Origin of the sequence: Streptomyces sp. NPDC058000 (assembly GCF_042886435.1) — a bacterium.
Taxonomy (GTDB): domain Bacteria; phylum Actinomycetota; class Actinomycetes; order Streptomycetales; family Streptomycetaceae; genus Streptomyces.
Window position 1 is genome coordinate 67,853 of sequence record NZ_JBHVQS010000003.1, and the last position, 22,360, is coordinate 90,212.

19 protein-coding genes are annotated in these 22,360 nt (G+C 72.9%); 8 read left to right on the forward strand and 11 right to left on the reverse strand.

Going from position 1 to position 22,360, the window contains the following annotated elements; genetic code table 11:
• Nucleotides 1–36: 36 nt before the first annotated feature.
• A complete protein-coding gene (locus ACFVT2_RS05120; RefSeq protein WP_390012372.1) occupies nt 37–3,138 on the reverse strand; it encodes an SNF2-related protein in 3,102 nt (1,033 codons plus the stop codon).
• Between the two features lie 149 nt (nt 3,139–3,287).
• Here ACFVT2_RS05120 and ACFVT2_RS05125 point away from each other — a divergent pair, with 149 nt between their 5' ends.
• Nucleotides 3,288–3,470, forward strand: coding sequence for a hypothetical protein (locus tag ACFVT2_RS05125; RefSeq protein ID WP_390012374.1), 183 nt, complete (start codon nt 3,288–3,290; stop codon nt 3,468–3,470).
• Nucleotides 3,471–3,528: 58 nt separating this feature from the next.
• Here the strand turns inward: ACFVT2_RS05125 and ACFVT2_RS05130 are convergent, their stop codons facing one another.
• On the reverse strand, nt 3,529–4,326 hold the full coding sequence (locus ACFVT2_RS05130) for a hypothetical protein (protein WP_390012376.1): 798 nt from the start codon (nt 4,324–4,326) through the stop codon (nt 3,529–3,531).
• A 133-nt stretch (nt 4,327–4,459) separates the two neighbouring features.
• Nucleotides 4,460–4,783: a hypothetical protein gene (locus tag ACFVT2_RS05135; protein WP_390012378.1), complete on the reverse strand. Its 324-nt coding sequence runs from the start codon at nt 4,781–4,783 to the stop codon at nt 4,460–4,462.
• Between the two features lie 92 nt (nt 4,784–4,875).
• Between ACFVT2_RS05135 and ACFVT2_RS05140 the strand changes: the two genes are divergently transcribed.
• On the forward strand, nt 4,876–5,793 hold the full coding sequence (locus tag ACFVT2_RS05140; protein ID WP_390012380.1) for an oxygenase MpaB family protein: 918 nt from the start codon (nt 4,876–4,878) through the stop codon (nt 5,791–5,793).
• Nucleotides 5,794–5,828: 35 nt separating this feature from the next.
• Here ACFVT2_RS05140 and ACFVT2_RS05145 read toward each other — a convergent pair whose 3' ends face one another.
• Complete coding sequence (locus ACFVT2_RS05145) at nt 5,829–6,440, reverse strand: class I SAM-dependent methyltransferase (protein WP_390012382.1); 612 nt, start codon at nt 6,438–6,440, stop codon at nt 5,829–5,831.
• Nucleotides 6,437–7,933: a purine-cytosine permease family protein gene (locus ACFVT2_RS05150; RefSeq protein ID WP_390012384.1), complete on the reverse strand. Its 1,497-nt coding sequence runs from the start codon at nt 7,931–7,933 to the stop codon at nt 6,437–6,439. The genes ACFVT2_RS05145 and ACFVT2_RS05150 overlap by 4 nt, the downstream gene beginning before the upstream one ends.
• A gap of 261 nt (nt 7,934–8,194) precedes the next feature.
• On the opposite strand from ACFVT2_RS05150, the gene ACFVT2_RS05155 reads away from it, so the two are divergent.
• Nucleotides 8,195–8,809 carry an ATP/GTP-binding protein gene (locus ACFVT2_RS05155; RefSeq protein ID WP_390012386.1) on the forward strand — a complete coding sequence of 205 codons (615 nt, stop codon included), beginning with the start codon at nt 8,195–8,197 and terminating at the stop codon, nt 8,807–8,809.
• A 69-nt stretch (nt 8,810–8,878) separates the two neighbouring features.
• On the opposite strand, the gene ACFVT2_RS05160 is transcribed toward ACFVT2_RS05155, so the two are convergent.
• A complete protein-coding gene (locus ACFVT2_RS05160; protein WP_390012388.1) occupies nt 8,879–9,307 on the reverse strand; it encodes a PPOX class F420-dependent oxidoreductase in 429 nt (142 codons plus the stop codon).
• A gap of 164 nt (nt 9,308–9,471) precedes the next feature.
• Here ACFVT2_RS05160 and ACFVT2_RS05165 point away from each other — a divergent pair, with 164 nt between their 5' ends.
• Nucleotides 9,472–9,879: a roadblock/LC7 domain-containing protein gene (locus tag ACFVT2_RS05165; RefSeq protein WP_100600368.1), complete on the forward strand. Its 408-nt coding sequence runs from the start codon at nt 9,472–9,474 to the stop codon at nt 9,877–9,879.
• An 82-nt stretch (nt 9,880–9,961) separates the two neighbouring features.
• Nucleotides 9,962–10,852, forward strand: a complete 891-nt coding sequence (locus tag ACFVT2_RS05170; protein ID WP_390012390.1) for a DUF6397 family protein — start codon at nt 9,962–9,964, stop codon at nt 10,850–10,852.
• A gap of 69 nt (nt 10,853–10,921) precedes the next feature.
• Here the strand turns inward: ACFVT2_RS05170 and ACFVT2_RS05175 are convergent, their stop codons facing one another.
• From ACFVT2_RS05175 to ACFVT2_RS05185, 3 genes are all read right to left on the reverse strand, one after another.
• On the reverse strand, nt 10,922–11,167 hold the full coding sequence (locus ACFVT2_RS05175; protein WP_390012392.1) for a hypothetical protein: 246 nt from the start codon (nt 11,165–11,167) through the stop codon (nt 10,922–10,924).
• Nucleotides 11,168–11,263: 96 nt separating this feature from the next.
• The gene (locus tag ACFVT2_RS05180; protein WP_390012394.1) at nt 11,264–12,127 is read right to left on the reverse strand and encodes an acyl-CoA thioesterase; all 864 of its coding nucleotides are present in this window, start codon (nt 12,125–12,127) and stop codon (nt 11,264–11,266) included.
• 52 nt (nt 12,128–12,179) lie between these two features.
• Entirely contained in the window at nt 12,180–14,693 is a 2,514-nt protein-coding gene (locus tag ACFVT2_RS05185) for a DEAD/DEAH box helicase (RefSeq protein WP_390012396.1), read from the reverse strand.
• Between the two features lie 271 nt (nt 14,694–14,964).
• On the opposite strand from ACFVT2_RS05185, the gene ACFVT2_RS05190 reads away from it, so the two are divergent.
• Nucleotides 14,965–15,756, forward strand: a complete 792-nt coding sequence (locus tag ACFVT2_RS05190) for a metal-dependent hydrolase (protein ID WP_390012398.1) — start codon at nt 14,965–14,967, stop codon at nt 15,754–15,756.
• Nucleotides 15,757–15,851: 95 nt separating this feature from the next.
• Here ACFVT2_RS05190 and ACFVT2_RS05195 read toward each other — a convergent pair whose 3' ends face one another.
• Both ACFVT2_RS05195 and ACFVT2_RS05200 read right to left on the reverse strand, forming a co-directional pair.
• Nucleotides 15,852–17,636, reverse strand: a complete 1,785-nt coding sequence (locus ACFVT2_RS05195) for an ABC transporter ATP-binding protein (RefSeq protein WP_390012400.1) — start codon at nt 17,634–17,636, stop codon at nt 15,852–15,854.
• Nucleotides 17,633–19,693 carry an ABC transporter transmembrane domain-containing protein gene (locus ACFVT2_RS05200; RefSeq protein ID WP_390012721.1) on the reverse strand — a complete coding sequence of 687 codons (2,061 nt, stop codon included), beginning with the start codon at nt 19,691–19,693 and terminating at the stop codon, nt 17,633–17,635. Before ACFVT2_RS05200 ends, ACFVT2_RS05195 begins: the two co-directional genes overlap by 4 nt.
• A gap of 313 nt (nt 19,694–20,006) precedes the next feature.
• Between ACFVT2_RS05200 and ACFVT2_RS05205 the strand changes: the two genes are divergently transcribed.
• Together ACFVT2_RS05205 and ACFVT2_RS05210 are read left to right on the forward strand one after the other, a co-directional pair.
• A complete protein-coding gene (locus ACFVT2_RS05205) occupies nt 20,007–20,783 on the forward strand; it encodes a hypothetical protein (RefSeq protein ID WP_390012402.1) in 777 nt (258 codons plus the stop codon).
• A 184-nt stretch (nt 20,784–20,967) separates the two neighbouring features.
• Complete coding sequence (locus ACFVT2_RS05210; RefSeq protein ID WP_390012404.1) at nt 20,968–22,344, forward strand: cation:dicarboxylate symporter family transporter; 1,377 nt, start codon at nt 20,968–20,970, stop codon at nt 22,342–22,344.
• The last annotated feature ends 16 nt before the right edge of the window (nt 22,345–22,360 follow it).

Consider the following 22,360-nt stretch of genomic DNA (forward strand, 5'->3'; position numbering starts at 1 on the left):
CGTGCGCCGGGCCGTCCGCCCGTCTGCCCGTCGTGCTCACCGCTCGCTCCCGCGCAGCGCGACCAGGTCCGTCAGCTCGGCGTCGGTGAGTTCGGTCAGCGCCGCCTCACCGGAACCCAGCACCGAGTCCGCCAACCGCTGCTTACGGGAGAGCAGCGCGGCGATCCGATCCTCGACCGTGCCCTCAGTGACCATCCGGTGGACCTGCACCGGCTGGGTCTGCCCGATGCGGTAGGCCCGGTCGGTGGCCTGGGCCTCGACCGCCGGGTTCCACCAGCGGTCGAAGTGCACGACATGTGCCGCCCGGGTGAGGTTCAGGCCGGTGCCCGCCGCCTTCAAGGACAGCAGGAACACCGGTACCGCCCCGTCCTGGAAGCGCCGCACCATCTCCTCCCGTTGGGCCACCGGCGTCCCGCCGTGCAGCAGTTGGGCCGGCACCCCGCGCGCCGCCAGGTGCTCCGCCAGCAGCCGCGCCATCTGCACGTACTGGGTGAACACCAGGACGCTCGCACCCTCGGCGAGGATGGTGTCCAGTAGTTCGTCGAGCAGTTCGGCCTTCCCCGACCGGCCGGTGAACCGCGCGGTCCCGGTGTCCGGCCCGCCGGGCGGCTCCTTGAGGTAGTGCGCGGGGTGGTTGCAGATCTGCTTGAGCGAGGTCAGCAGCTTGACCACCAGGCCCCGCCGCGCGAGCCCGTCCGTCCCGGCGATCTCGCCGAGCCCCTCGCGTACCACCGCCTCGTACAGCCCGACCTGTTCCGCGGTGAGCGCCACCGCCCGGTCGGTCTCCGTCTTGGGTGGCAGCTCGGGCGCGATCCCCGGGTCGGACTTGTGCCGGCGCAGCAGGAACGGCCGCACCAGCCGGGCAAGTCGCTGCGCCGCCGCGGCCGCCTCGGGGGACCCCGCAGCGCCGCCCTCGATGGCCTGTGCGTGCCGCCGTCGGAACCGGCCCAGCGGTCCCAACAGCCCGGGCGTCGTCCAGTCCAGGATCGCCCACAGCTCGGACAGGTTGTTCTCCACGGGCGTCCCGGTCAGCGCCACCCGGGCCTTGGCCGGGAGAGTGCGCAGCGCCCGGGCGGTGGCCGAGAAGGGATTCTTGACGTGCTGCGCCTCGTCGGCGACGACCAGCCCCCAGCCGGCCTCCGCCAGTCTGGCGGCGTCCAGCCGCATCGTCCCGTAGGTGGTGAGGACGAATTCCCCGTCGACGAGGTCCGTCAGGCTGCGCCGCCCGGCGTGGAAGCGGCGCACCGGCGTCCCCGGCGCGAACTTCTCGATCTCCCGCTGCCAGTTGCCCATGAGGGAGGTGGGGCAGACGACGAGCGTGGGCCCGGCCGACTCCGGATCGGCCTGCCGGTGCAGGTGCAGGGCGATCAGGGTGATGGTCTTGCCCAGGCCCATGTCGTCGGCCAGACAGCCGCCGAGGCCGAGTGAGGTCATCTGGTGGAGCCACCCCAGGCCGCGCACTTGGTAGTCGCGCAGGGTGGCGGCGAGCGCCGGGGGCTGCCCGATGGCCGGGTCCTTCGCGCGCTCCGGGTCGGCCAGCCGGTCGCGCAGGTGGGCGAGCCAGCCGGACGCCTGGACCGCCACCCGGCGGCCGTCCTCGTCCTCGGTGCTGCCGGTCAGCGCGGCGCCCAGTGCGTCGAGCGGGGTGACCGTGCGGTCCTTGCGGTCCCGGGCGGCGCGCATCGCCTCCGGGTCCACCAGGACCCATCGGCCGTGCAGCCGCACCAGTGGTCGCCGGGCCTCGGCGAGCCGGTCCAGCTCCGCCCGGTCGATCTCCTGGTCGCCGACGGCGAACCGCCAGCTGAACGAGAGCAGCGCGTCGGCGGAGACCAACGACGGCATCCCGCCGGACCCGGGCCCGCTCCCGAACGCGGCGGCGTCCGGCCCGCCCGGCGGGCCCACCACGGCGCGCATGGTCAGCGTCCGGGCCAACTCCTGCGGCCAGTGGACCCGGACCCCGGCGACGGCCAGGGCAGCGGACGCCGGACCCAGTAGCTCGGCGACCTCCTCGTCCGCCAACTCCAGTGCGCCGGGCACCGCCGCGGACAGCAGCGGCGTCAGCGGCGCCCAGGCGGCGGCCGCCCGGCGCAGCGTCAGCAGGGCCTCGGTCCGCGCCCGCGGCCCGAACGCCTGCCCCGCCGGTGCCGTGCCCGCCCACACCTCGGCGGCGTCCGCGACGACCGTGGGGTCGGCCGCACTGTGGACCTGGACGACGGCGGTGAACGTGACGGCCGGGGAAGGGGAAGTGTCGGGTCCTGGGTCCGCACCGGCCACGGCCGGCCGCCGCCCCGTCTGTGCGATTCCCGGCCGCTCCGGGCCCGTCGGACGTGCCGGATCCGGCTCCGCCGCTTCCGGTCGTGGTGGCCGCGGGTCCGGCGCCGCCGTTGGCGCCAGGTCCGCCCCGTGCACCTCCACCCGCAGCGAGATCCGCACCCCCGCGTCGTGTCCGGCGGCGATCTCCGCGGCCCAGGCACGCTGCTCCGGGACGTGCTGTGGGGCGGACGCGGCGAAGGCCGGTCCGCCGGCCGCCAGTTCGGCCGCGGGCGTACGCGGCAGCCCGTCGGCGACCGCGTCCAGGAACGCCCGTACGTGGCGCTCGGGGTCCGGCAGCCGCACCGGGGCGGTGCCGGGCAGCGGGGTGGCGTGGGCGTGCGGCGGCATCGCGGCGGCCAGGTCGCGCAGTTGTGCCATGTCGTCCGGGTCGAGCGGGCCGGCCCGCCAGGCGTCGTGGTCGGTGGGGCTGAGGCCGGGCAGCAGTCGGCCGCGGGCCGCGACCTGGAGTGCCAGGAGAGCGGCCGCGCCCCAGAAGGCCGCGGCCGGATGGGTGCGCCGGCCGGCGCGTATCCGGGTGAGGACGGGGAGCGCGGCGGCGACCGGCAGTACCAGGGCCGGCACGGTACACACGGCGATGCCGTCGCCACCGTCCGCCGCGTCGTCGTCCTCAGGCCCGGTGGGGAGGGCGACGGCCAGTTGCTCCAGGGCCGGCGTGCCGTGGACGGCGGTGTCCAGGACGGGTTGGCCGTCCGGGCGCCAGAAGGCGATCCGCCCGAGCCGGGGCGGATCCGACGGCAGGAAGAGCGCCGCGCAGCGGGACGGCTCGGCGAGCGGAACGGGCGTGACCGCGGGGAGGGAAGCCACTGGGTCGCGTACTCCTCAAATTTGACTACTGGAGCGTGGAGCGCCCGAGGGTACAGCACGATCCGCCCCGTCAGGGAACCTCCGGAGCCGAACCGGCGTTCAATGGAATACGACAGAGCGCGGCGCGCGCCGCGGAAAGGGCGTGAAGGATGTCCACACAGGCGAAGGTCGCGATCGGCGGCGTCGCGGTGGGAGTGCTCCTGCTGTGGCTGCTGCCCTTCTGGGCGGCCGTCTTGGTCATGGTCGGGATCCCGGCCGTCGCGTATCTGACGCTCGACCCCTCCCAGCGGCGCCGGCTGCGCCGGGCCAGCCGCAAGGAGCTCGGCCGCTGACCCGGTGGCCCCGGCCGGTTGCCTCGCCCCTCAAGGGAGGCCCGGCCGGCCGCGGCCGTCAGACGGGGCGGGCAGCCAGCCCGTCCAACGACGCCAGCAGCCCCGGGAGTTCGGGCCCCCGCCCCACCGGGTGCACCTGCCCCGGCTCGTCGTCCAGCAGGACGAACGCGATGTCGTCGGTGCGGGCCACCATGCTCCACCCGGGCCCGTCGACCCGCAGCGTACGGGCCTCGCCCGCGGCGAACGACGACCGCACCCGGCCGGGCGGCGGCGGATCGGCGACATAGCCGCGGGCCTCCGCCAACACCCGCCGTACGCCCTGGTGCCGCTCCTCCCCGGGCTCCGCGAAGGTGACCTCCTCGTCCTCCACCTGGGCCCGCCACGACGCCCACTGGAGCGCTATCTCGTCCGCGCCCAGCCGCCGCTGGGCCGGCCCCCAGTCCCCGGCGTCCGGCGGCGCCAGCGGCGCGCGGTCGCCCTCCTGCGGCTCCGGGTCGTGCGGCTGCGGCACCCCGGGAGCCGACACCGCGAGGGCCAGCGGCCACCCGGGCAGCGCCACGGCGATGCTGTCCTCACCGGGCGACAGGTCGTACTCCATGCCGCAGTCCCAGGCAGCGATCGCACAGGCCACCAGTGACACGTCCTCGGTGACCACGGTCCAGCGCGCCCCGGTGCCGTCCTGGCCGAGGACCAGCCCGTAGCCCTCCGCATACGGTTCGAGGCCGAGTCCCGCGCACACCTCGGGGTAGTCGTCGCCGAGCACGCTCGGGAACTGCGCGGGCGTCAGCAGCACCGCCGTCAACACGAACAGCTGATCGCCCAACTGGTCCTGGTCGGCGCTCTCGGTCGTCGGCACGCCGGGCCTCCTTGCATTGCGGTCCGCACTTTCGCCGCGCACCTTAATTGGCCAGGTGCGGCCTTGTCACCAGCCGTACGCTGCGGTGATGCGATAGCGCGGGGGCGGTGGCGGCTCTCCGGGCCGCGGCCCGTCAAGGCAGCGGCAGCCCGAGGAGGTCGTGGGCGACCTCCCGCGGCGACTGCTCGCGCTCCCGCGACAGCGCGAGCACCGCCCGGCAGGCGAGTTCATGGATGCCGAAGGCCAGCGCCTCGGGCGACACCCACTCCGCCGCCTGCGCGCCCCGCTCCTCGTCGCCCTCGGCGTCCGCCGCCACGCAGCAGGCCGCCGCCTCGAAGAGGTTGTGCGGACGCTCCGCCGCCGGGCGTCCGCCACGGTGGAGCACCGCGCGACGTGCGGCCCCGGTGCGTCTGCCGGGGTGGAGCACCCCGGCCAGGTCACGTATGAATCCGGTCATTCCGACCCCCGGCCCCTCGTCCGACACCATCGTAGGAGTGTTCCCGCAGCCCGTAGTGTGGGAACTTCGGCGGACGAAGGGACGGACAACAGGTGCGGCGCTATGACTGGTTGAAGGAGATCCGGCGGCTCGATCCGGAGCGCGACTTCCTACGGATCTACCGCATCACCTCCGCCCACGAATTCCCCTGGGACATCACCAGGGCACTGGAGCTGGCGCTCTACCGCACCTACGCCGTGCCGAGCATCGGGCGGCTGCTCGCCGAGACCGCCGAGTTGACGGACCGTACGCAGAAGCGCTACGACGACACCGCCCTCCTCCTGGACACCGTCCTGGAGCACGGCTTCGACGGCGACGACGGGCGGACCGCGATCCGCCGCATCAACCACATGCACCGCAGCTACGACATCAGCAACGACGACATGCGCTACGTCCTGTGCACGTTCGTGGTGCTGCCGATCCGCTGGATCGACCGGTACGGCTGGCGGCGGCTGAGCGAACACGAGAAGCGCGCCATCGCCGCGTACTACCGCACCCTGGGCCGCCACATGGGGATCAGCGACCTCCCGCGGACCCACCAGGAGTTCGCGCGCTGCCTGGACGCCTACGAGGAGGAGCACTTCGGCTGGGACCCCGGCGCCCGGCGGGTGGCCGACGCCACCCTGGACCTGATGGCGGGCTGGTACGGCCCGCTCGCCCCGGTGGTGCGCGGCGCGAGCCTGGCCCTCCTGGACGACACACTGCTGGACGCCTTCCGCTACGACCGGCCCCGGCCCGCCGTGCGGACGGCGGTGCACACCGTCCTGAAGCTGCGCGCCAAGGCCGTGCGGCTGCTCCCGCCGCGCCGTGCTCCCCACTACGCCCGGCAGAACCCGGAGATCAAGGGCTACCCCAGCGGCTACCAGGTCGCCGAGCTGGGGACCTTCCCCCCGTCCCGGCGACTGGGCAGCTGCCCCGTGCACGCGGTGGGCAGTGACGCCCCGGCCCAGGAGGACCCGGCGGCCTCTTGACGCGAGGCGGTCCGCTGGGGGACGCCGAGGGCGCCTCACCCCTGGCGGACCGCCAGCGCCAGGTAGCGGGTGTCCTCGTCGACGTACCGGATGAGGTCCCAGCCGCTGCCGGCCAGGAGGGGACGCAGGTTGGGTTCGGCCCGGAGGTCGCCAGGGGTGAGCGGATGCCCCTTGCGCGCGGCGAGGGCCGCCCGCCCCACGGGGTGGAAGAGCGCGAGCCGACCCCCGGGGCGCACCACCCTGGCCAGTTCGGCCAGTCCGGCCGCGGAGTCGGCCAAGTGGGAAACCAGCCCGGCGGCGAACACGGCGTCCAGCGCGGCGGACGGGAGCGGGAGCCGGGTCACGTCGGCGAGCAGCAGGGCCGCGCAGGCGTCGCGTCCGGCTCGTACGGCGGCCGCCAGCATCTCCGGGGTGAGGTCGGCGCCCAGCACCGTCCCGCGCGCCCCCACGGCCGTTCTGAGGGCCGGGAGGGCGCGGCCGGTGCCGCAGCCGGCGTCCAGTACCCATTGGCCCTCCCGCAGGCCCAGGGCGGCCACGCCGGCGGTGTAGGCGGGCCCGTCGTCGGGGAACTTCGCGTCCCAGCCGGCGGCGCGGGCGCCGAAGAACGCGCGGACCTCGTGCGGACGGCTGGTCTGGGGGCCGCTCATCGGTCTCCTTCAGGTGTGGTGGGACGGCGGTCGAGCGGGGCGGTGACGGCATACAGGACGCCCGCGACGAGCAGGGCGGCCACCACCCCGAGGTTCATGGTGCCCAGCGTGCCGTGCGCGGCGGCGTCGGTGAGCAGGAAGCCCACGATCCGGGCGAGGTTGGGGTCGGCGGACGTGATCAGGCCGAGCCCGACGGCGGTGGCCACGGCGAGCGAGAGGACCGCGGGCCACCTGACGGCGGGCACCACGGACGGCCCGGCACCGGAACGGCGGTCGCGCCACCGCGCCACCAGGAAGACCGCGGTCCACCCGGCCATCGTCACCCCGACGACCGACAGGAACGCCTGGAACGTGGCGAAGAAACTGGGCGAGACGAACAGCACGTACCAGCCGCCGACGGCCATCAGCACCCCGTCGACCAGCACCGCGAGGTGCCGGCGGACGGGCATCCCGAGGACCAGCAGCGCCATCCCCGAGCTGTAGATGTCCATGATCGCCCCGGCGGCGAACCCCCCGATGGCGGTGAGCAGATACGGCACCAGGAACCAGGTCGGCAGCGCCGCCGCCAACGCGCCCACGGGGTCGGCGGCGGCCGTGGCGGCCAACTTCGGGTCGCCGGCGTTCAGCAGCACCCCGAAGACCAGCAGTACCACGGGGGCCAGCACCCCGCCCAGCGTCGTCCAACCGGTGATCGCCCGGCCGCTGCTGTTGCGGGGCAGGTAACGGCTGTAGTCCGCCCCGCAGTTGACCCACCCCAGCCCCAGGAGGGTCATCGCGAACACCACGCCCCCGATGGCCGTCCCCAGACCGCCCGGCCGGCCCGCCACGAGGGCGGAGGGATGGATCCGGCCGGCCACCAACACCAGGTAGGCCGCGGTCATCACGGTGATGGCGGCGGTCAGGTACTTCTGCACCTTCATGATCAGCGCGTGCCCGTAGATGCCCACGACCACCACCGAGACGGCGGTCACCGCGAAGCACAGGGCCTGCGCCCCGGTGGTCGGCGTCCGCCCGTCCGCCCGGGCGAAGACCGCCGGCGCGACGCGCGCCAGGATCGCGGCGCCGCCCAGGGAGGAGAGCGCGACCAGCACGGTCTCCCAGCCGACGTTGGAGACGTAACTGAACACGGTGGGCAGCTTGTTGCCCTGCCGCCCGAACGCGGCCCGCCCGATGGCCATCGTGGGCGCCCCGGTCCGCGCCCCGGCCACCGACACCAGGCCGACCAGGACGAACGACAACACGTAGCCGATCGTCCCGGTGACCACCGCCTGCCAGGCATTGAGGCCGAGACCCATGACGTAGATCCCGTAGGCGAGGCACAGCAGTGACAAACCGGAGCCGGCCCACGGCCAGAACAGGGAGCGGGGCGTGCCGTGCCGCTCGGCGTCCGGTACCGGATCGATGCCGTTGCGCTCCACGGCCGTGGCCGAGGGGGACGCCGCAGCGGCCCCGGCGCGCCGCTCCGGTGACTGCGCTGCCCGCTGCTGCGTCATGCGCACATGATCCCCCATGGCCGGCGCACTCGGAGCAAGACCCAGGGGACACAGAAACGGCGGCAGGACGTGGCCGGAAAGCACCTCATGTCCCGATGCCGTGGCGGCTTTTTCGAATTCGAGGAAATCCCGATCAGCGGACGGTACGGTCCTCGCCATGGATTCCCGGACGGCACCCGGTGCCGCCGCCGGCCCCATCGTTGTGCCCTGGATCCGCACACCCGCGCCGCGCGGGACCTCGCACCCTGGAGGAGTCGGCCCATGAACGCCGTACAAGGGACCCCGGAGGACCGAGTCCCCGGCCCTGCCCCCGATGTGGCCCTGAAGATCTTAGTCTCGGGTGGTTTCGGGGTGGGCAAGACGACCCTGGTGGGCGCGGTCAGCGAGATCCGCCCGCTGCGCACCGAGGAGCGGCTCAGTGAGGTGGGCCATGCGGTCGACGACACCGGGAAGGTGGCGGACAAGACCACCACCACGGTGGCGATGGACTTCGGCCGCATCACCATCCGGTCGGGACTCTCCCTGTACCTCTTCGGCACCCCGGGACAGGACCGCTTCTGGTTCCTGTGGGACGACCTCTCGGAGGGCGCACTGGGCGCCGTGGTGCTGGCCGACACCCGACGGCTGCCGGACTGCTTTCCGGCCATCGACTACTTCGAGCGCCGCGCCCTCCCGTTCGTGGTGGCGGTCAACTGCTTCCCGGGGGCCGGGTCCTACGGGGCCGACGAGGTCTCCCGCGCCCTGGACCTGGACCGCGGCACGCCCGTCGTGCTCTGTGACGCCCGGGACCGCGACTCGGGCAAGGAGGTGCTGGTCCGGCTGGTCGAGCACGCCGGGCGGAGGCACTCCGCCCGGCAGCTGGACACGGTGGGCTGACCGGACCGCGGGGGCGCGCGCCCGACGTCCTGGGGCGCGGGGCGCCGAAGGGGCCGCGCCGCCCGCCCCTCAGTCCGCGAGCGCGGCGACCGCGACCGCCTTGTCGATGCGGACCCGTACCAGCAGCTCGCCGGGCACGCCGTTGCGGGCGCCGTACTCCTCCGCACGGTCCTCGCCCATGTAGCGCGCCGCGATCTTGGTCGCCCAGTGCCGGACGTCCGGCAGCTCCTCACTGAGTTCCGCCGTGCCCTGTACCACCACGAACGAGAACGGCGGCCGCTCGTCGTCGACGCACAGTGCCACCCTGCCGTCACGGGCGAGATTGCGGCCCTTGACCGTGTCCTTGCCGGTGTTGAACACCAGCTCGTCGCCGTCCATCAGGAACCACACCGGGGCGGTGTGCGGGCTGCCGTCGGCCCGCACCGTCGACAATTTTCCGGTTCGGGTTCCCTCGGAAAGGAACGCCAACCACTCGTCCTTCGTCATTGTGTGTGCCATGTCGCCCATCCTCGCCGCCGGCACACACCGGAGGTATGTGGCTCGCCGGGGTGAGCCGCTTGCCGAGACGGCGGAGGTGGGACAGGCTGGCACGGCGGCTCGCCGACGGGCTGCGAAGTACCGTCCGGCCACACCTGCGGACGGGGATACGGGGAGGAAAGGGCATGGCACTGAGCAGCGGACTCGACTGGCTGCTGGACGACCTGACCAAGCGGGTGGAGCAGGTACGGCACGCCTTGGTGCTGTCCAACGACGGACTGGTGACCGGCGCGAGCCAGGGGCTGGAGCGGGAGGACGCCGAACATCTCGCGGCGGTCGCCTCCGGACTGCACAGCCTCGCGAAGGGGTCGGGGCTCCACTTCAGGGTCGGGCGGGTGCGTCAGACCATGGTCGAGTTCGACGACGGGGTGTTGTTCGTGACGGCGGCCGGGGACGGCAGCTGCCTGTGCGTGCTGGCCGGCGCCGACTCCGACATGGGCCAGATCGCTTATGAGATGACGTTGTTGGTCAACCGCGTCGGGGAGCATCTGGGCGTCGCGGCCCGCCGGCCGGAGAGTTATCCACAGGTCTGAGGCGAGCGTTGACGCGCTGTCACCACCCACGGCATGGTCGTAACCATCAGTGATCGACGACCGAGTCGCAGGGGGAAGCACCATGACGATGACAGTGATGTGCGACGGGCGGCAGACGCTCTCGACGGCGCGAGCCGCGCAGGCACTGGAGCTGCGGACCGGCGAGTGCGAACTCGCCACCCAGCTCGGTGAAGTACGGACGGTCCCGGCCGGGCCCGCCGGTCGGTCGGGCAGCGCCGGGCCGCCCGCCCGGCGCCGGGTACCAGCGGAGGAGATCGCCCGGCTCCAGGCCGAGCCGGGCTTCCCCGAGGGGCTCCGCGCCCGGCTCCGCACGGTCACCACCAATGAGGCCGCCGCCCTGATGGGCATCGGCCCCGGCCGGGCCCTGCGGCTCACCCGGGCCGGCTGCGTGGGCCCCGTCCGCTTCTACGTGAACCGCTTCGGCGCGGTGGTCTGGCTCTATCTCGCCACGGAGATCACCGAGTTCGCCGACCGCGAGCCGGAGCTGCTGGAGGGCAACACCCCCGCCGCGATGCGGGTGATGCTCACGAGTGGGCAGGACTGGCGGGGCCGCCAGTGGCGCAGCCGCCGGGTCGCCCAGCTGATGGGCCGGACCGACGATCCGTGGGAGTCGGCCGCCGTGATCGCCGCCGTTCTCCCGCCGGAAGAGGTGGCCTCGGTGGCCGAGGACCCGCTGGAGCGCGCCCTGCTGCGCCGCCTCCGGCCCACCCTCGCTTCCGTGATCACGGCGACCCCCGCGGCCCGGGAGTCCTTCGAACGGACCCTGACGGCCGAGGAGTTCGACGAGGTCCTCTGGTACCGCGTCAATCTCTCCCGCGCCCTGGAATCCGCCCGCCGTGAGGACCCCGGCCGGGTCCGCCCACCGGCCGCCGCCCGAGCTGGCCAACCCGCGGGCCTGCGGAACGGCCCCTCCTGGACGCCGCGGCCCAGAAGCCTCTCCGTGCACGGGTAGTCCCGGCCGCGCGCAGCGGGCCGGGGCGGTCGGGGGCGAGGCCGGCGCGACGGTGGGTGCCGCCCGCGGTCACCACTGTGGTTCCCCGGCGTCCCCGCGGTCCGACAGTACGGCCCGCGCGATCGTCGACAGGGTCAGGGTCCGCTCCTCGCCGACGATGAGCCAGCCCTTGTCCAGCAGGGGTTGCAGCAGCGGGCGGACCTCGTCGCCCAGTGCGTCCGCCACGTCGTCGTCCGTAGGAGGTGTGCCGGCCCGGAGGCAGCTGGCGACATGGCGGACGACGGTCTCCTCCGCCGAGGTGAGGGTGAAGTCCATGAGCTGAGCGTAGGGCGGTGCGGCGGCCGTGGCCCACGCACCCCTCAGTCGCCGAGCTTGCGGAGGAGTCCTTCTCGGGATTGGTCTTGCCCGTCCTCAGACAGGGCGAAAGAGCCCCTCCTGCACGACGGAGACCAGAAGGTGCCCGGCCCGGTCGTAGATGCGGCCGCGGGCCAGGCCCCGGCCGCCGGTGGCGATCGGGGACTCCTGGTCGTAGAGGAACCACTCGTCCGCGCGGAAGGGGCGGTGGAACCACATCGCATGATCGAGGGAGGCCATGTCGAAGCCACGCGGGCCCCACAGGGGCTCGATCGGGATGCGTACCGCGTCCAGCAGCGTCATATCGCTGGCGTAGGTCAACGCGCAGGTGTGCACCAGCGGGTCGTCGCCGAGCGGTCCGACGGCGCGCATCCAGACCGCGCTGCGCGGTTCCGCGCCCTCGATCTCGTCCGGCGTCCAGCGCAGCCGGTCGACGTACCGGATGTCGAACGGCTGCCGGCGGGCCATCCGTTCCAGCGCCTCGGGCAGACCGCCCAGGTGCGTGCGGACCTCTTCCGCGACGTTCGGCAGCTCATCCGGGTCGGGAACGGCCTGGCGCATCGGCAGTTGGTGTTCGAAGCCGGGTTCCGGCTTGTGGAAGGAGGCGGTCAGATTGAAGATCGTGCGTCCCTGCTGGACGGCGACGACCCGACGGGTGGTGAAGGACCGCCCGTCGCGGACCCGCTCGACCTGGTACACGATCGGCACCCCCGGCCGGCCCGGCCGGAGGAAGTACGCGTGCAGCGAGTGGACCGGGCGGTCCCCTTCCGTGGTCCGCCCGGCGGCCACCAGCGCCTGCCCGGCGACCTGCCCGCCGAAGACCCGCTGGAGGCTTTCCTGCGGACTGCGGCCGCGGAAGATGTTCACCTCGATCTGCTCCAGGTCCAGCAGATCGACCAACTTCTCGGCCGGATTCGTCATGACCGGTGGTCCTCCGTCGTCTCCTTCGGCGGCCTCGGTCGAAGCCGTCGTCTCACAGCTGCCCCACCTCGGTGACCCGGACCACCGCGCGCCCCTCCTCGTCGGAGGCGGCCAGGTCCACCTCGGCCGAGATGCCCCAGTCGTGATCGCCGTTCGGGTCGGCGAAAGTCTGCCGCACCTTCCACAGTCCGTGCGCGGCGTCCTCTTCGATCTGGAGGAGCTTCGGGCCGCGGGCGTCCGGGCCGGTGCCCAGCTCGTCGTACTCGTCCCAGTAGGCGTCCATCGCCTCGCCCCAGGCGTCGGCGTCCCAACCGGACTCGGCGTCCATCTCGCCGAGCTCCTCGACCTTGTCCAGCGCCGCCAGTTCCACCCGCCGGAACATCGCATTGCGGACCAGCACCCGGAAGGCCCGTGCGTTGGCGGTGACCGGTCGCACCTGATCGGCGCGCTCGGCCGCCTGGTCCGCCGTCTCCACCTCCGGGTTGGCCAGCTGTTCCCACTCGTCCAGCAGGCTGGAGTCGACCTGCCGGACCATCTCGCCGAGCCAGGCGACGATGTCCTGGAAGTCCTCCGACTTCAGGTCGTCCGGCACGGTGTGGTCCAGCGCCTTGAAGGCGCTCGCCAGGTAGCGCAGCACGATGCCCTCGGTGCGCGCCAGCTCGTAGAAGGAGGTGAACTCCGTGAAGGTCATGGCGCGTTCGTACATGTCGCGGATGACCGACTTCGGCGACAGCGGGTGGTCGCCGACCCACGGGTGGCTCTTGCGGTAGAGGCCGTAGGCGTGCGACAGCAGCTCGTCCAGCGGCTTGGGGTACTCGACGTCCATGAGGCGCTCCATGCGCTCCTCGTACTCGACGCCGTCGGCCTTCATCTGCGCGACCGCCTCGCCCCGCGCCTTGTTCTGCTGGGCGGCCAGGATCTGTCGCGGGTCGTCCAGCGTCGACTCCACCACCGACACCATGTCCAGCGCGTACGACGGCGACTCGGGGTCGAGCAGGTCGAACGCGGCCAGCGCGAACGTGGACAGCGGCTGGTTCAGCGCGAAGTCCTGCTGGAGGTCCACGGTGAGCCGGACGATCCGGCCCTCCGCGTCCGGCTCCGGGAGTCGCTCGACGATCCCGCCGTCCACGAGGGAGCGGTAGATCGCGATCGCCCGCCGGATGTGCCGCAGCTGGTTCCGGCGCGGCTCGTGGTTGTCCTCCAACAGCCGCCGCATCGCCTCGAAGGCATTGCCCGGCCGGGCGATGACCGACAGCAGCATCGCGTGCGTGACGCGGAAACGGGAGGTCAGCGGCTCGGGATCGGAGGCGATGAGCTTCTCGAAGGTGTTCTCGTTCCAGTTGACGAAGCCTTCCGGCGCCTTCTTGCGGACCACCTTGCGGCGCTTCTTCGGATCGTCGCCGGCCTTCGCCAGCGCCTTCTCGTTCTCCACGACGTGCTCGGGGGCCTGCGCGACCACGAAGCCGGCGGTGTCGAAGCCGGCCCGCCCGGCGCGGCCCGCGATCTGGTGGAACTCCCGCGCCCGCAGCGTCCGCACCCGCGTCCCGTCGTACTTCGTCAGCGCGGTGAACAGCACCGTACGAATGGGGACGTTGACGCCCACGCCGAGGGTGTCGGTGCCGCAGATCACCTTCAGCAGACCCGCCTGCGCCAGCTTCTCCACGAGCCGCCGGTACTTCGGCAGCATGCCCGCGTGGTGCACCCCGATGCCGTGCCGGACGTACCGGGAGAGGTTCCGCCCGAACTTCGTGGTGAACCGGAAGTTCCCGATCAGCTTGGCGATCTCGTCCTTCTCGGCGCGGGTGCACATGTTGATGCTCATCAGCGCCTGGGCCCGCTCCACGGCGGCGGCCTGGGTGAAGTGCACGATGTAGACCGGCGACTGGCGGGTCTCCAGCAGCTCGGTCAGCGTCTCCGTCAGCGCCGTGGTGCGGTACTCGTACGACAGCGGCACGGGCCGGGTCGTGGAGCGGACCACCGACGTGGGCCGGCCGGTGCGCCGGACCAGGTCCCCCTCGAAGCGCGACATGTCGCCGAGCGTCGCCGACATCAGGACGAACTGTGCCTGCGGCAGCTCCAGCAGCGGGATCTGCCAGGCCCAGCCGCGGTCCGGCTCGGCGTAGAAGTGGAACTCGTCCATCACGACCTGGCCGATGTCGGCGTGCCTGCCGTCACGCAGCGCGATGGAGGCGAGCACCTCGGCGGTGCAGCAGATCACCGGGGCGTCGGAGTTGACCGACGCGTCGCCGGTGAGCATCCCGACGTTCTCGGTGCCGAACAGCTTGCACAGGTCGAAGAACTTCTCCGAGACCAGCGCCTTGATGGGCGCGGTGTAGAAGGTGACCTGGTCATTGGCGAGCGCGGTGAAGTGTGCGCCGGCCGCCACCAGGCTCTTCCCGGAGCCGGTGGGGGTGGACAGGACGACGTTCGCCCCCGAGACCACTTCGATCAGCGCCTCCTCCTGGGCAGGGTAGAGCGCAATGCCCTGCTGTTCGGCCCAGCCCGAAAAGGCTTCGAAGAGGGCGTCGGGGTCGGCGTTGTTCGGCAGATGATCGATGAGGGTCACGCCCCCCATACTGCCTGCCTTCGGCCCGGATCCGGGAACCGGTGCTCCGGATGGAGATCAAGTGGAGACCAACGAGGGCCGATGGAGTCAGCCGCGCACCCCTACGCGGCGGCGCCAGCACACCCCGCGCACGACCGTGCGCGAGGTGTGTCCGACCCGTCCCGCCCCCGGGTCCCGGCCTGCGACCCGCTCCTCGTTCGGAGATCATCTGACGCTACGCTGAGTTGCCGATCGGGCGTCAGAAGCGCAGAACAAGGGGTGGGGAACAACCATGATGGGACCGGCGCACTCGCTGTCGGGAGCCGCGGCCTGGCTGGGGGTGGGAGCGGCGGCCTACGGCGCCGGCCATCCGATGCCCTGGCCGGTGCTGGTCAGCGGCGCCCTGATCTGTGCGGGGGCGGCGCTCGCACCGGACCTCGACCACAAGGCAGCCACCATCTCGCGCGCCTTCGGTCCGTTGTCGCGGTGGCTGTGCGAGGTGGTCGACACCCTCTCGCACGCCGCCTACAAGGCGACCAAGATGCGCGGCGACTCGCACCGCTCGGGCGGGCACCGGACGCTGACCCACACCTGGCTGTGGGCGGTGCTGGTCGGTGGCGGCATGTCGCTGCTGGCGATGGAGGGCGGGCGCTGGGCGGTGCTCGGCATCCTGTTCGTGCACATGGTGCTCGCCATCGAGGGGCTGCTGTGGCGGGCGGCGCGGGTCTCCAGCGACGTGCTGGTGTGGCTGCTCGGCGCCGCGTCGGCCTGGATCCTGGCCCAGATACTGGATCAGCCGGGCAACGGCGCGAGCTGGCTGTTCACCGGGCCGGGGCAGGAGTATCTCTGGCTCGGCCTGCCGATCATGCTGGGTGCGCTGGTGCACGACATCGGCGACGCCCTGACCGTCTCGGGCTGCCCGATCCTGTGGCCCATCCCGATCGGCCGGAAGCGCTGGTACGCGCTGGGCACGCCCAAGCCGATGCGCTTCCGGGCCGGCAGCTGGGTGGAGCTGAAGGTGCTGATGCCGGCGTTCATGCTGCTGGGCGGCATCGGCGCGCTGGGGGCGCTGGGCTACATCTGATCCGTTCGACCGGACCGGGCCGGTGCCCCGGTCCGTGCCCGCTCTCGGGTGGCGCCCCGCGGACCCGCGGGGCGCCACCGTGCGTCTGCGGCGACTCAGCCGTGCCACGACCGCCACAGTGCCGCGTACGCACCGTCGGCGGCGACCAGTTCCCGGTGGCTGCCCAGTTCGCTGATCCGGCCGTCCTCGACGACCGCGATGACGTCGGCGTCGTGGGCGGTGTGCAGCCGGTGGGCGATGGCGACGACCGTTCGCCCGTCCAGGACCTTGCCCAGCGACCGCTCCAAGTGGCGCGCGGCGCGCGGGTCCAGGAGCGACGTCGCCTCGTCGAGCACCAAGGTGTGCGGGTCGGCGAGGACCAGGCGGGCCAGCGCGATCTGCTGGGCCTGGGCCGGTGTCAGGGCCGTACCGCCGGAGCCGACCTCGGTGTCCAGACCACTGGTCAGGGTCCGGGCCCAGGCGTCCGCGTCCACCGCGCCCAGGGCCGCCCAGAGTGCGGCGTCGGCCGCGTCCGTGCGGGCCAGCAGCAGGTTGTCCCGCAGCGTTCCGACGAAGACGTGGTGTTCCTGATTGACCAGGGCGACGTGCTCCCGGACGCGTTCGGCGGGCATCGCGGAGAGCTCGGCACCGCCCAGCGACACCGAGCCGGCCCGCGGTCCGTAGACGCCGGCCAGCAGTCGGCCCAGGGTGGACTTCCCGGCGCCGGACGGGCCGACGAGCGCCACCCGGCTGCCCGGGCGGACGTTCAACGAGACCTCGCGCAGGACGTCGACACCGGCGCGGTAGCCGAAGCTGACGTCCTCGGCCCGTACGTCCCGGCCGCCGGGGACCACCGACGCATCGCCGGCCTCGGGCTCGATCTCGCGGACGCCGACGAGTCGGGCGATCGACACCTGGGCGACCTGGAGCTCGTCGTACCAGCGCAGGACGAGGTTGACGGGTTCGGTGAGCATCTGTGCCAGCAGCGCACCGGTCGTCAGCTGCCCCGGGGTGAGCCAGCCGTGCAGGACGAACACCCCGCCGAGCACCACGACCGCGCCGAGGACCAGCACGTGGGTGACGTTGATGACCGGGAAGAGGACCGAGCGCAGGAAGAGGGTGTAGCGCTCCCACTGGGTCCATGCGCGGATCCGGTGCTCGGACAGGGCGATCCGGCGGACGCCCATGCGGTGCGCCTCGATGGTGTGGCCGGCGTCCACGGACTCGGTGAGGACGGCGGAGACCGCGGCGTAGCCGGCGGCCTCGGAGCGGTAGGCGGCGGGCGCGCGCTTGAAGTACCAGCGGCAGCCGACGAGCAGCACCGGCAGCGCGAGGAGCACGGACAGGGCGAGCGGCGGCGCGGTGACGGTGAGCCCGCCGATCAGCAGGCCGGCCCAGACGACGCCGATCGACAGCTGCGGCACGGCCTCCCGCATCGCCTCGGCGAGCCGGTCGATGTCGGTGGTGATCCGGGACAGCAGATCGCCGGTGCCGGCCCGCTCCAGGACGCCCGGCGGCAGTGCCACCGACCGGACCAGGAAGTCCTCGCGCAGGTCCGCCAGCATCTGCTCACCGAGCACCGCCCCGCGCAGCCGCACCATGCGGACGAAGACCGTCTGGACGACCAGCGCGAGGGCGAACAGGCCGATGGTGCGGCCCAGTTGGATCTGCCCGCCGTGGCCCGCGGACAGGTCCTCGACCAGGCCGCCGAGGAGATAGGGCCCGACCATCGAGGCGATGACCGCGATGGCGTTGACGGTGACCAGGATGGTGAAGTCCCGGCGGTGGCGGCGGATCAGCTCGGCAACGTAGGCGCGCACCGTCGCCGGCGAGCCGACCGGCAGGGTGTCGGCCGTCCGGGGCGTGTGGGGATCGTGCTCCGGCGGGGCCAGGCCGATCATGCGGTCTCCTCGATGGTGTGGTCGGTGCGGGGCGCGGGCGCGTTGCGGACGGGATCCGGTTCGCGGGTGACGACGGCGCGGTATTCGGGGTGGGTGCGCAGCAGTTCCCGGTGCGGGGCCTCGCCGGCGATCTTGCCCTCCTGGAGGAACACCACCTGGTCGGCGCGGTCCAGGAGCAGCGGGCTGGAGGTCAGGACCACGGTCGTGCGGCCCGCCCTGATCTCCCGCAGGCCGTCGGCGACCCGGGCCTCGGTGTGGGCGTCGACGGCACTGGTCGGTTCGTCCAGCACCAACACCTCGGGGTCGGCGACCAGCGACCGGGCCAGGGACAGCCGCTGGCGTTGGCCGCCGGAGAGGGACCGGCCGCGTTCGGTGATGTGGGTGTGCATCGGGTCTCCGGAGTCGTCGGCGGACGCCTGGGCCAATGCGGCCAGCACATCGGCGCATTGGGCAGCGTCGAGTGCCGCGGTCGAGGTCACCCGGCCGGACGCCGGGACGTCGAGGAGATCTCCGAGGGTTCCGGAGAGCAGCACCGGGTCCTTGTCCTGTACGAGGACGGCCGTCCGGGCGGTGTCGCGCGGGAGGTCGTCCAGCGGGGTGCTGCCGAGCACGACGGAGAGCGGACGGTCCCGGTCCGGGGCAGCTCCCTGGACGTCCACGCCGGTGGTCTCCAGGGTCCGGCCGGTGGTCTCCAGGGTCCGGTCGGGTGTCTCCAGGGTCCGACCAGTGGATTTCGAGGTCGGGTCGGCGGTCTCCGGGGTCGGGTCGGCGGTCTCCGAGTTCGGGGCAGGGGTCTCCGGGGTCGGACCGGTGGCGTGTGTGGCCGGTCCGGTGCTCTGCGGGGCGGGGGTCGGGGCGGCGTCCGCACGCGGGGCGGCGTCCCGTTGCACGAATGGCGCGGCGTGCGGGGGATGCCCGCCGAGGCGTTCGGCGAGCCGGCCCGCCGCGTCCGGGTCGCCGCACACCACGGCGGTCAGCCGGCCGGCCCGCGCGGTCAGCCCGCTGGCCGGGTCGTGGAGGTCGCCGGACGGCGGTTCCGGGTCGGTCAGCCGTCCGCCCGTCGGTCGGCTCAGCGTCAGCACGCGTGCCGTGCGCCCCGCCGACGGCAGGGCGAAAGACCAGGCCATCGTCATCTCTTCGACCTGGCGCAGCGGGTACAGCAGGAAGGCCACCATGCCGTAGATGGTGACGAGTTCACCGATCGTGATCTGGCCGTCGAGCGTGAGGCGGACCCCGTACCAGACCACCGCGATCAGCAGCAGGCCCGGTAGGGCGACCTGCACGGCCGAGATCAGCGACCACATGCGGGCGCTGCGCACGGCGGCCCGGCGGACCTCCTGGGAGGCGCTGCGGTAGCGGCCGAGGAAGAGGTCCTCGCCGCCGATGCCGCGCAGTACCCGCAGTCCGGCGACGGTGTCGGAGGCGAGTTCGGTGGCCCGGCCGGCCTTCTCGCGCTGGGTGTCCGCCCGGCGGGTGGCCGGCGGCAGCAGCGGGAGGACGGCCAGGGCCAGCAGAGGAACGCCGAGGGCCACCACGACGCCGAGTTGCGGTTGGTAGGCGACGAGCGCCAGGCAGACGCCGACCGAAGCCGCCAGCGCCGCGCCGAACCGCGACAGCGTCTCGACGAACCAGCCGATGTGCTCCAGGTCGCCGGTGCTGACGGCGACGATCTCACCGGCCGCCACCTGGCGGGTCATCGCCCCGCCCAGCTCCGCGGTCTTGCGGGAGAGCAACTGCTGCATCCGGGCCACCGTGCCGATCCAGTTCGCCACGGCCGTGCGGTGCAGCATGATGTCGCTGACCGCGACCAGCGCGCCGAGCAGTACCAACAGGCCGCCCGCCAGCGTCAGCCGGGCGCCGCGGCCGTCCACCGCGGCCTGCACGGCGAGGCCCACCGGCAGGGGCAACGAGGCCGTCGAGCCCATGTGCACCAGCCCCCAGAAGAGGGCCTTGGCCTGTCCGCCGAGCTGCTGTCGGCACAGCCACACGAGGAATCTGCCGCCCGTGCGGACGTCGGGGACGCCGGGGTCGGGATGGGGGAGGTCGCGAATGCGCATGATGTCCCAGGAGTTGTCGCGGGGGGTGAGGGCGGGCCGCGCGCTGGGCGGGCCGGAGAGGCGGGCCGGGGGAGCGGGGTGGTCGTCGTCGGCGGGGAGCGGTGGCGCGCCGTCCGGGCAGGCCGGCACGGCCCTCGCGCCCCTTGGTGACAGGCCCCGGCGCGAGCGGAGGCACAGGAAGGTTCGCTTGTCGGGCGGCCCGGCTTCAAACGGTTTTTCCGTAGAAAGCCGGTTAGCCGACGAGTTTTCCGCACGGGACACGTCGGCGGGCCGGGGCGAACGACCGTCAGGAGGCGGTGGGAGCATGGACGTCATGCGGACAGCGGTTGGTGCGGTACGGGCAGTGGCAGTGGCCGCGGCGACGGTGGTCCTTCTGGCGGGCTGCGGAGCCGGCGGCACGGTGGGCAAGGACGGCGACGGCAACGACGGCAGGGACACCAAGGGGGGCGGAGCCGGGGCGGGGGAACGCCCCGGAAGACCGGCCCGCGGGGGCGCGGCGACCACTCACCGTGACGGCGTTCCCGAGGTCGGCGCCGCGCTGCGGTCGCGGATCCCGGCCACCACCCGTCAGGTCGTCGCGGTGTACGGCGCTGGGGCGAACTCCCCCGACGCGACGGTGGTGCTGTACGAGAAGGGCGCCAACGGCTGGGAAAGCAAGGGGAGTTGGCCGGCGCACAATGGCCGGCGTGGCTGGACGCCGGACCATCACGAGGGCGACCAGCGCAGCCCGGTCGGCGTCTTCCCGCTGACCGACGCCGGTGGTGTGCTCCCCGATCCGGGGGCCCGGCTGCCGTACACCCACTCGGCGGCCTTCACCCCGCCCGCGTACTGGTCGAAGAACACCCGCCACGACTTCGACTACGTGGTGGCGATCGACTACAACCGGGTCGCGGGGACGTCTCCGCTGGACCCCACCCGCCCCCAGGGGCAGTCCAAGGGCGGCGGGGTCTGGCTGCACCTGGACCACGGGGGCGGAACCTCGGCCTGCATCAGCGTGGCGAAGTCCGCGATGGCGACGCTGCTGCGCGCGCTCGATCCGGCGCGGCATCCGGTCGTGGTGATGGGGGACCGGGCGCACCTCGCCGACTGAAGCGGGCACTCGGCCGCCGAGCGGGGAGCGGGGGCGAAGTCGGGAGCGCGTCCTCCTTGGATCAAGCTCCAAGATTTTCCGGGAAGTTGCATCGCGCTCTTTCGGAGGGAACGACAACCGGCCATAGTGACGGATCGCGGAAATCCTTTTCCGTATTCCAAAATCCGTCCATGGAGGAGTGCCCGTGCCGCACGCCACCGGAAGCTTCGCCCGCCGCGCCGGGCGTCTGTTGCGCACCAGCCTGTTCGTCCAAGTGTTGCTCGCCCTGCTGCTCGGTGTCCTGGTCGGACGCCTGTGGCCGCAGGCGGGCACCTCGCTCCAGCCGTTGGGCGACGGCTTCGTCCGCCTGATCAAGGCGGTCATCTCCCCGCTCGTCTTCTGCGTCGTCGTCGCCGGCATCACCAAGGCGGGCGACCTCAAGTCCTTCGGCCGGATCGGCGTCAAGGCCCTGATCTGGTTCGAGGTCGCGACCAGCGTCGCCCTGGTCGTGGGCCTGCTGGCGGGCAACGTCTTCAGCCCCGGCGCCGGGATGCACGTCGACCCGGCCTCCCTCGACAAGGGCGCGGTGGACGCCCAGACCGGTGGCGGAAAACTTCCCTCCGCGGCCCAGTTCATCCTGGAGGCGCTGCCGAACAGCGCGGTCGGCGCGTTCGCCGAGAACTCGCTGCTCCAGGTCCTGGTGCTGGCCTGTCTGGTGGGCGCGGCGCTGCTGCACCTCGGCCAGCAGCGGGTGCCCCAACTGCTGCCGCTGATCGAGCAGGCCCAGGACGTCGTCTTCACCATCGTCGGCTACCTCATGAAGCTCGCCCCGCTCGCGGTCTTCGGAGCCACCGCCCATCTCGTCGGCCAGTACGGCCTGGGCGCCATGTCGACGTACGGCAAGCTGATCGCGGTCTGCTACGGCGTGGCCCTGGTCTTCCTCGTCCTGCTGGGGTTCGCCCTCAAGGCCGTCACCGGGCTCAGCCTCTGGAAGTTCGTCCGCTACACCCGCGAGGAGCTGCTGCTGGCGTTGGGCACCGGCTCCAGCGAGACCGTGATGCCGCGGATGATGCAGAAGCTGCGGGCCGCCGGCTGCCGGGACGACGCGGTCGGCCTGGTGCTGCCCACCGGGTACTCCTTCAACCTCGACGGCGCCTCCATCTACCTCTCCATCGGTACGCTCTTCATCGCCCAGGCCGTCGGCGTGCACCTGTCCCTCGGCCAACAGATCACCGTCGTCCTGGTGCTGATGCTGACCAGCAAGGGCATGGCGGGCGTGCCCGGTTCGGCGTTCCTGGCGCTGTCCGCGACCGCCTCCGCGCTGGGCGTCATCCCGGCCACCGCGGTCGCCCTGCTGCTCGGCGTCGACCGGATCATGGACTCCATGCGGGTGGCGACCAACCTGCTCGGCAACTGCGTCGCGGTCTTCGTGGTGTCCCGTTGGGAGGGCGCGCTGGACCGGGTGACGGCCAAGCAGGTGCTGGCCGGCGCGGCCCCGCCCGGGCGGCAGCGGCGGGCGGCCCCCGCCCCCGCCGGCCAGGAGGAGCCGGACGGCGCTGCCGTCGCCCCCGGCGAGAAGTGACCTGCGGGGCCCGGTG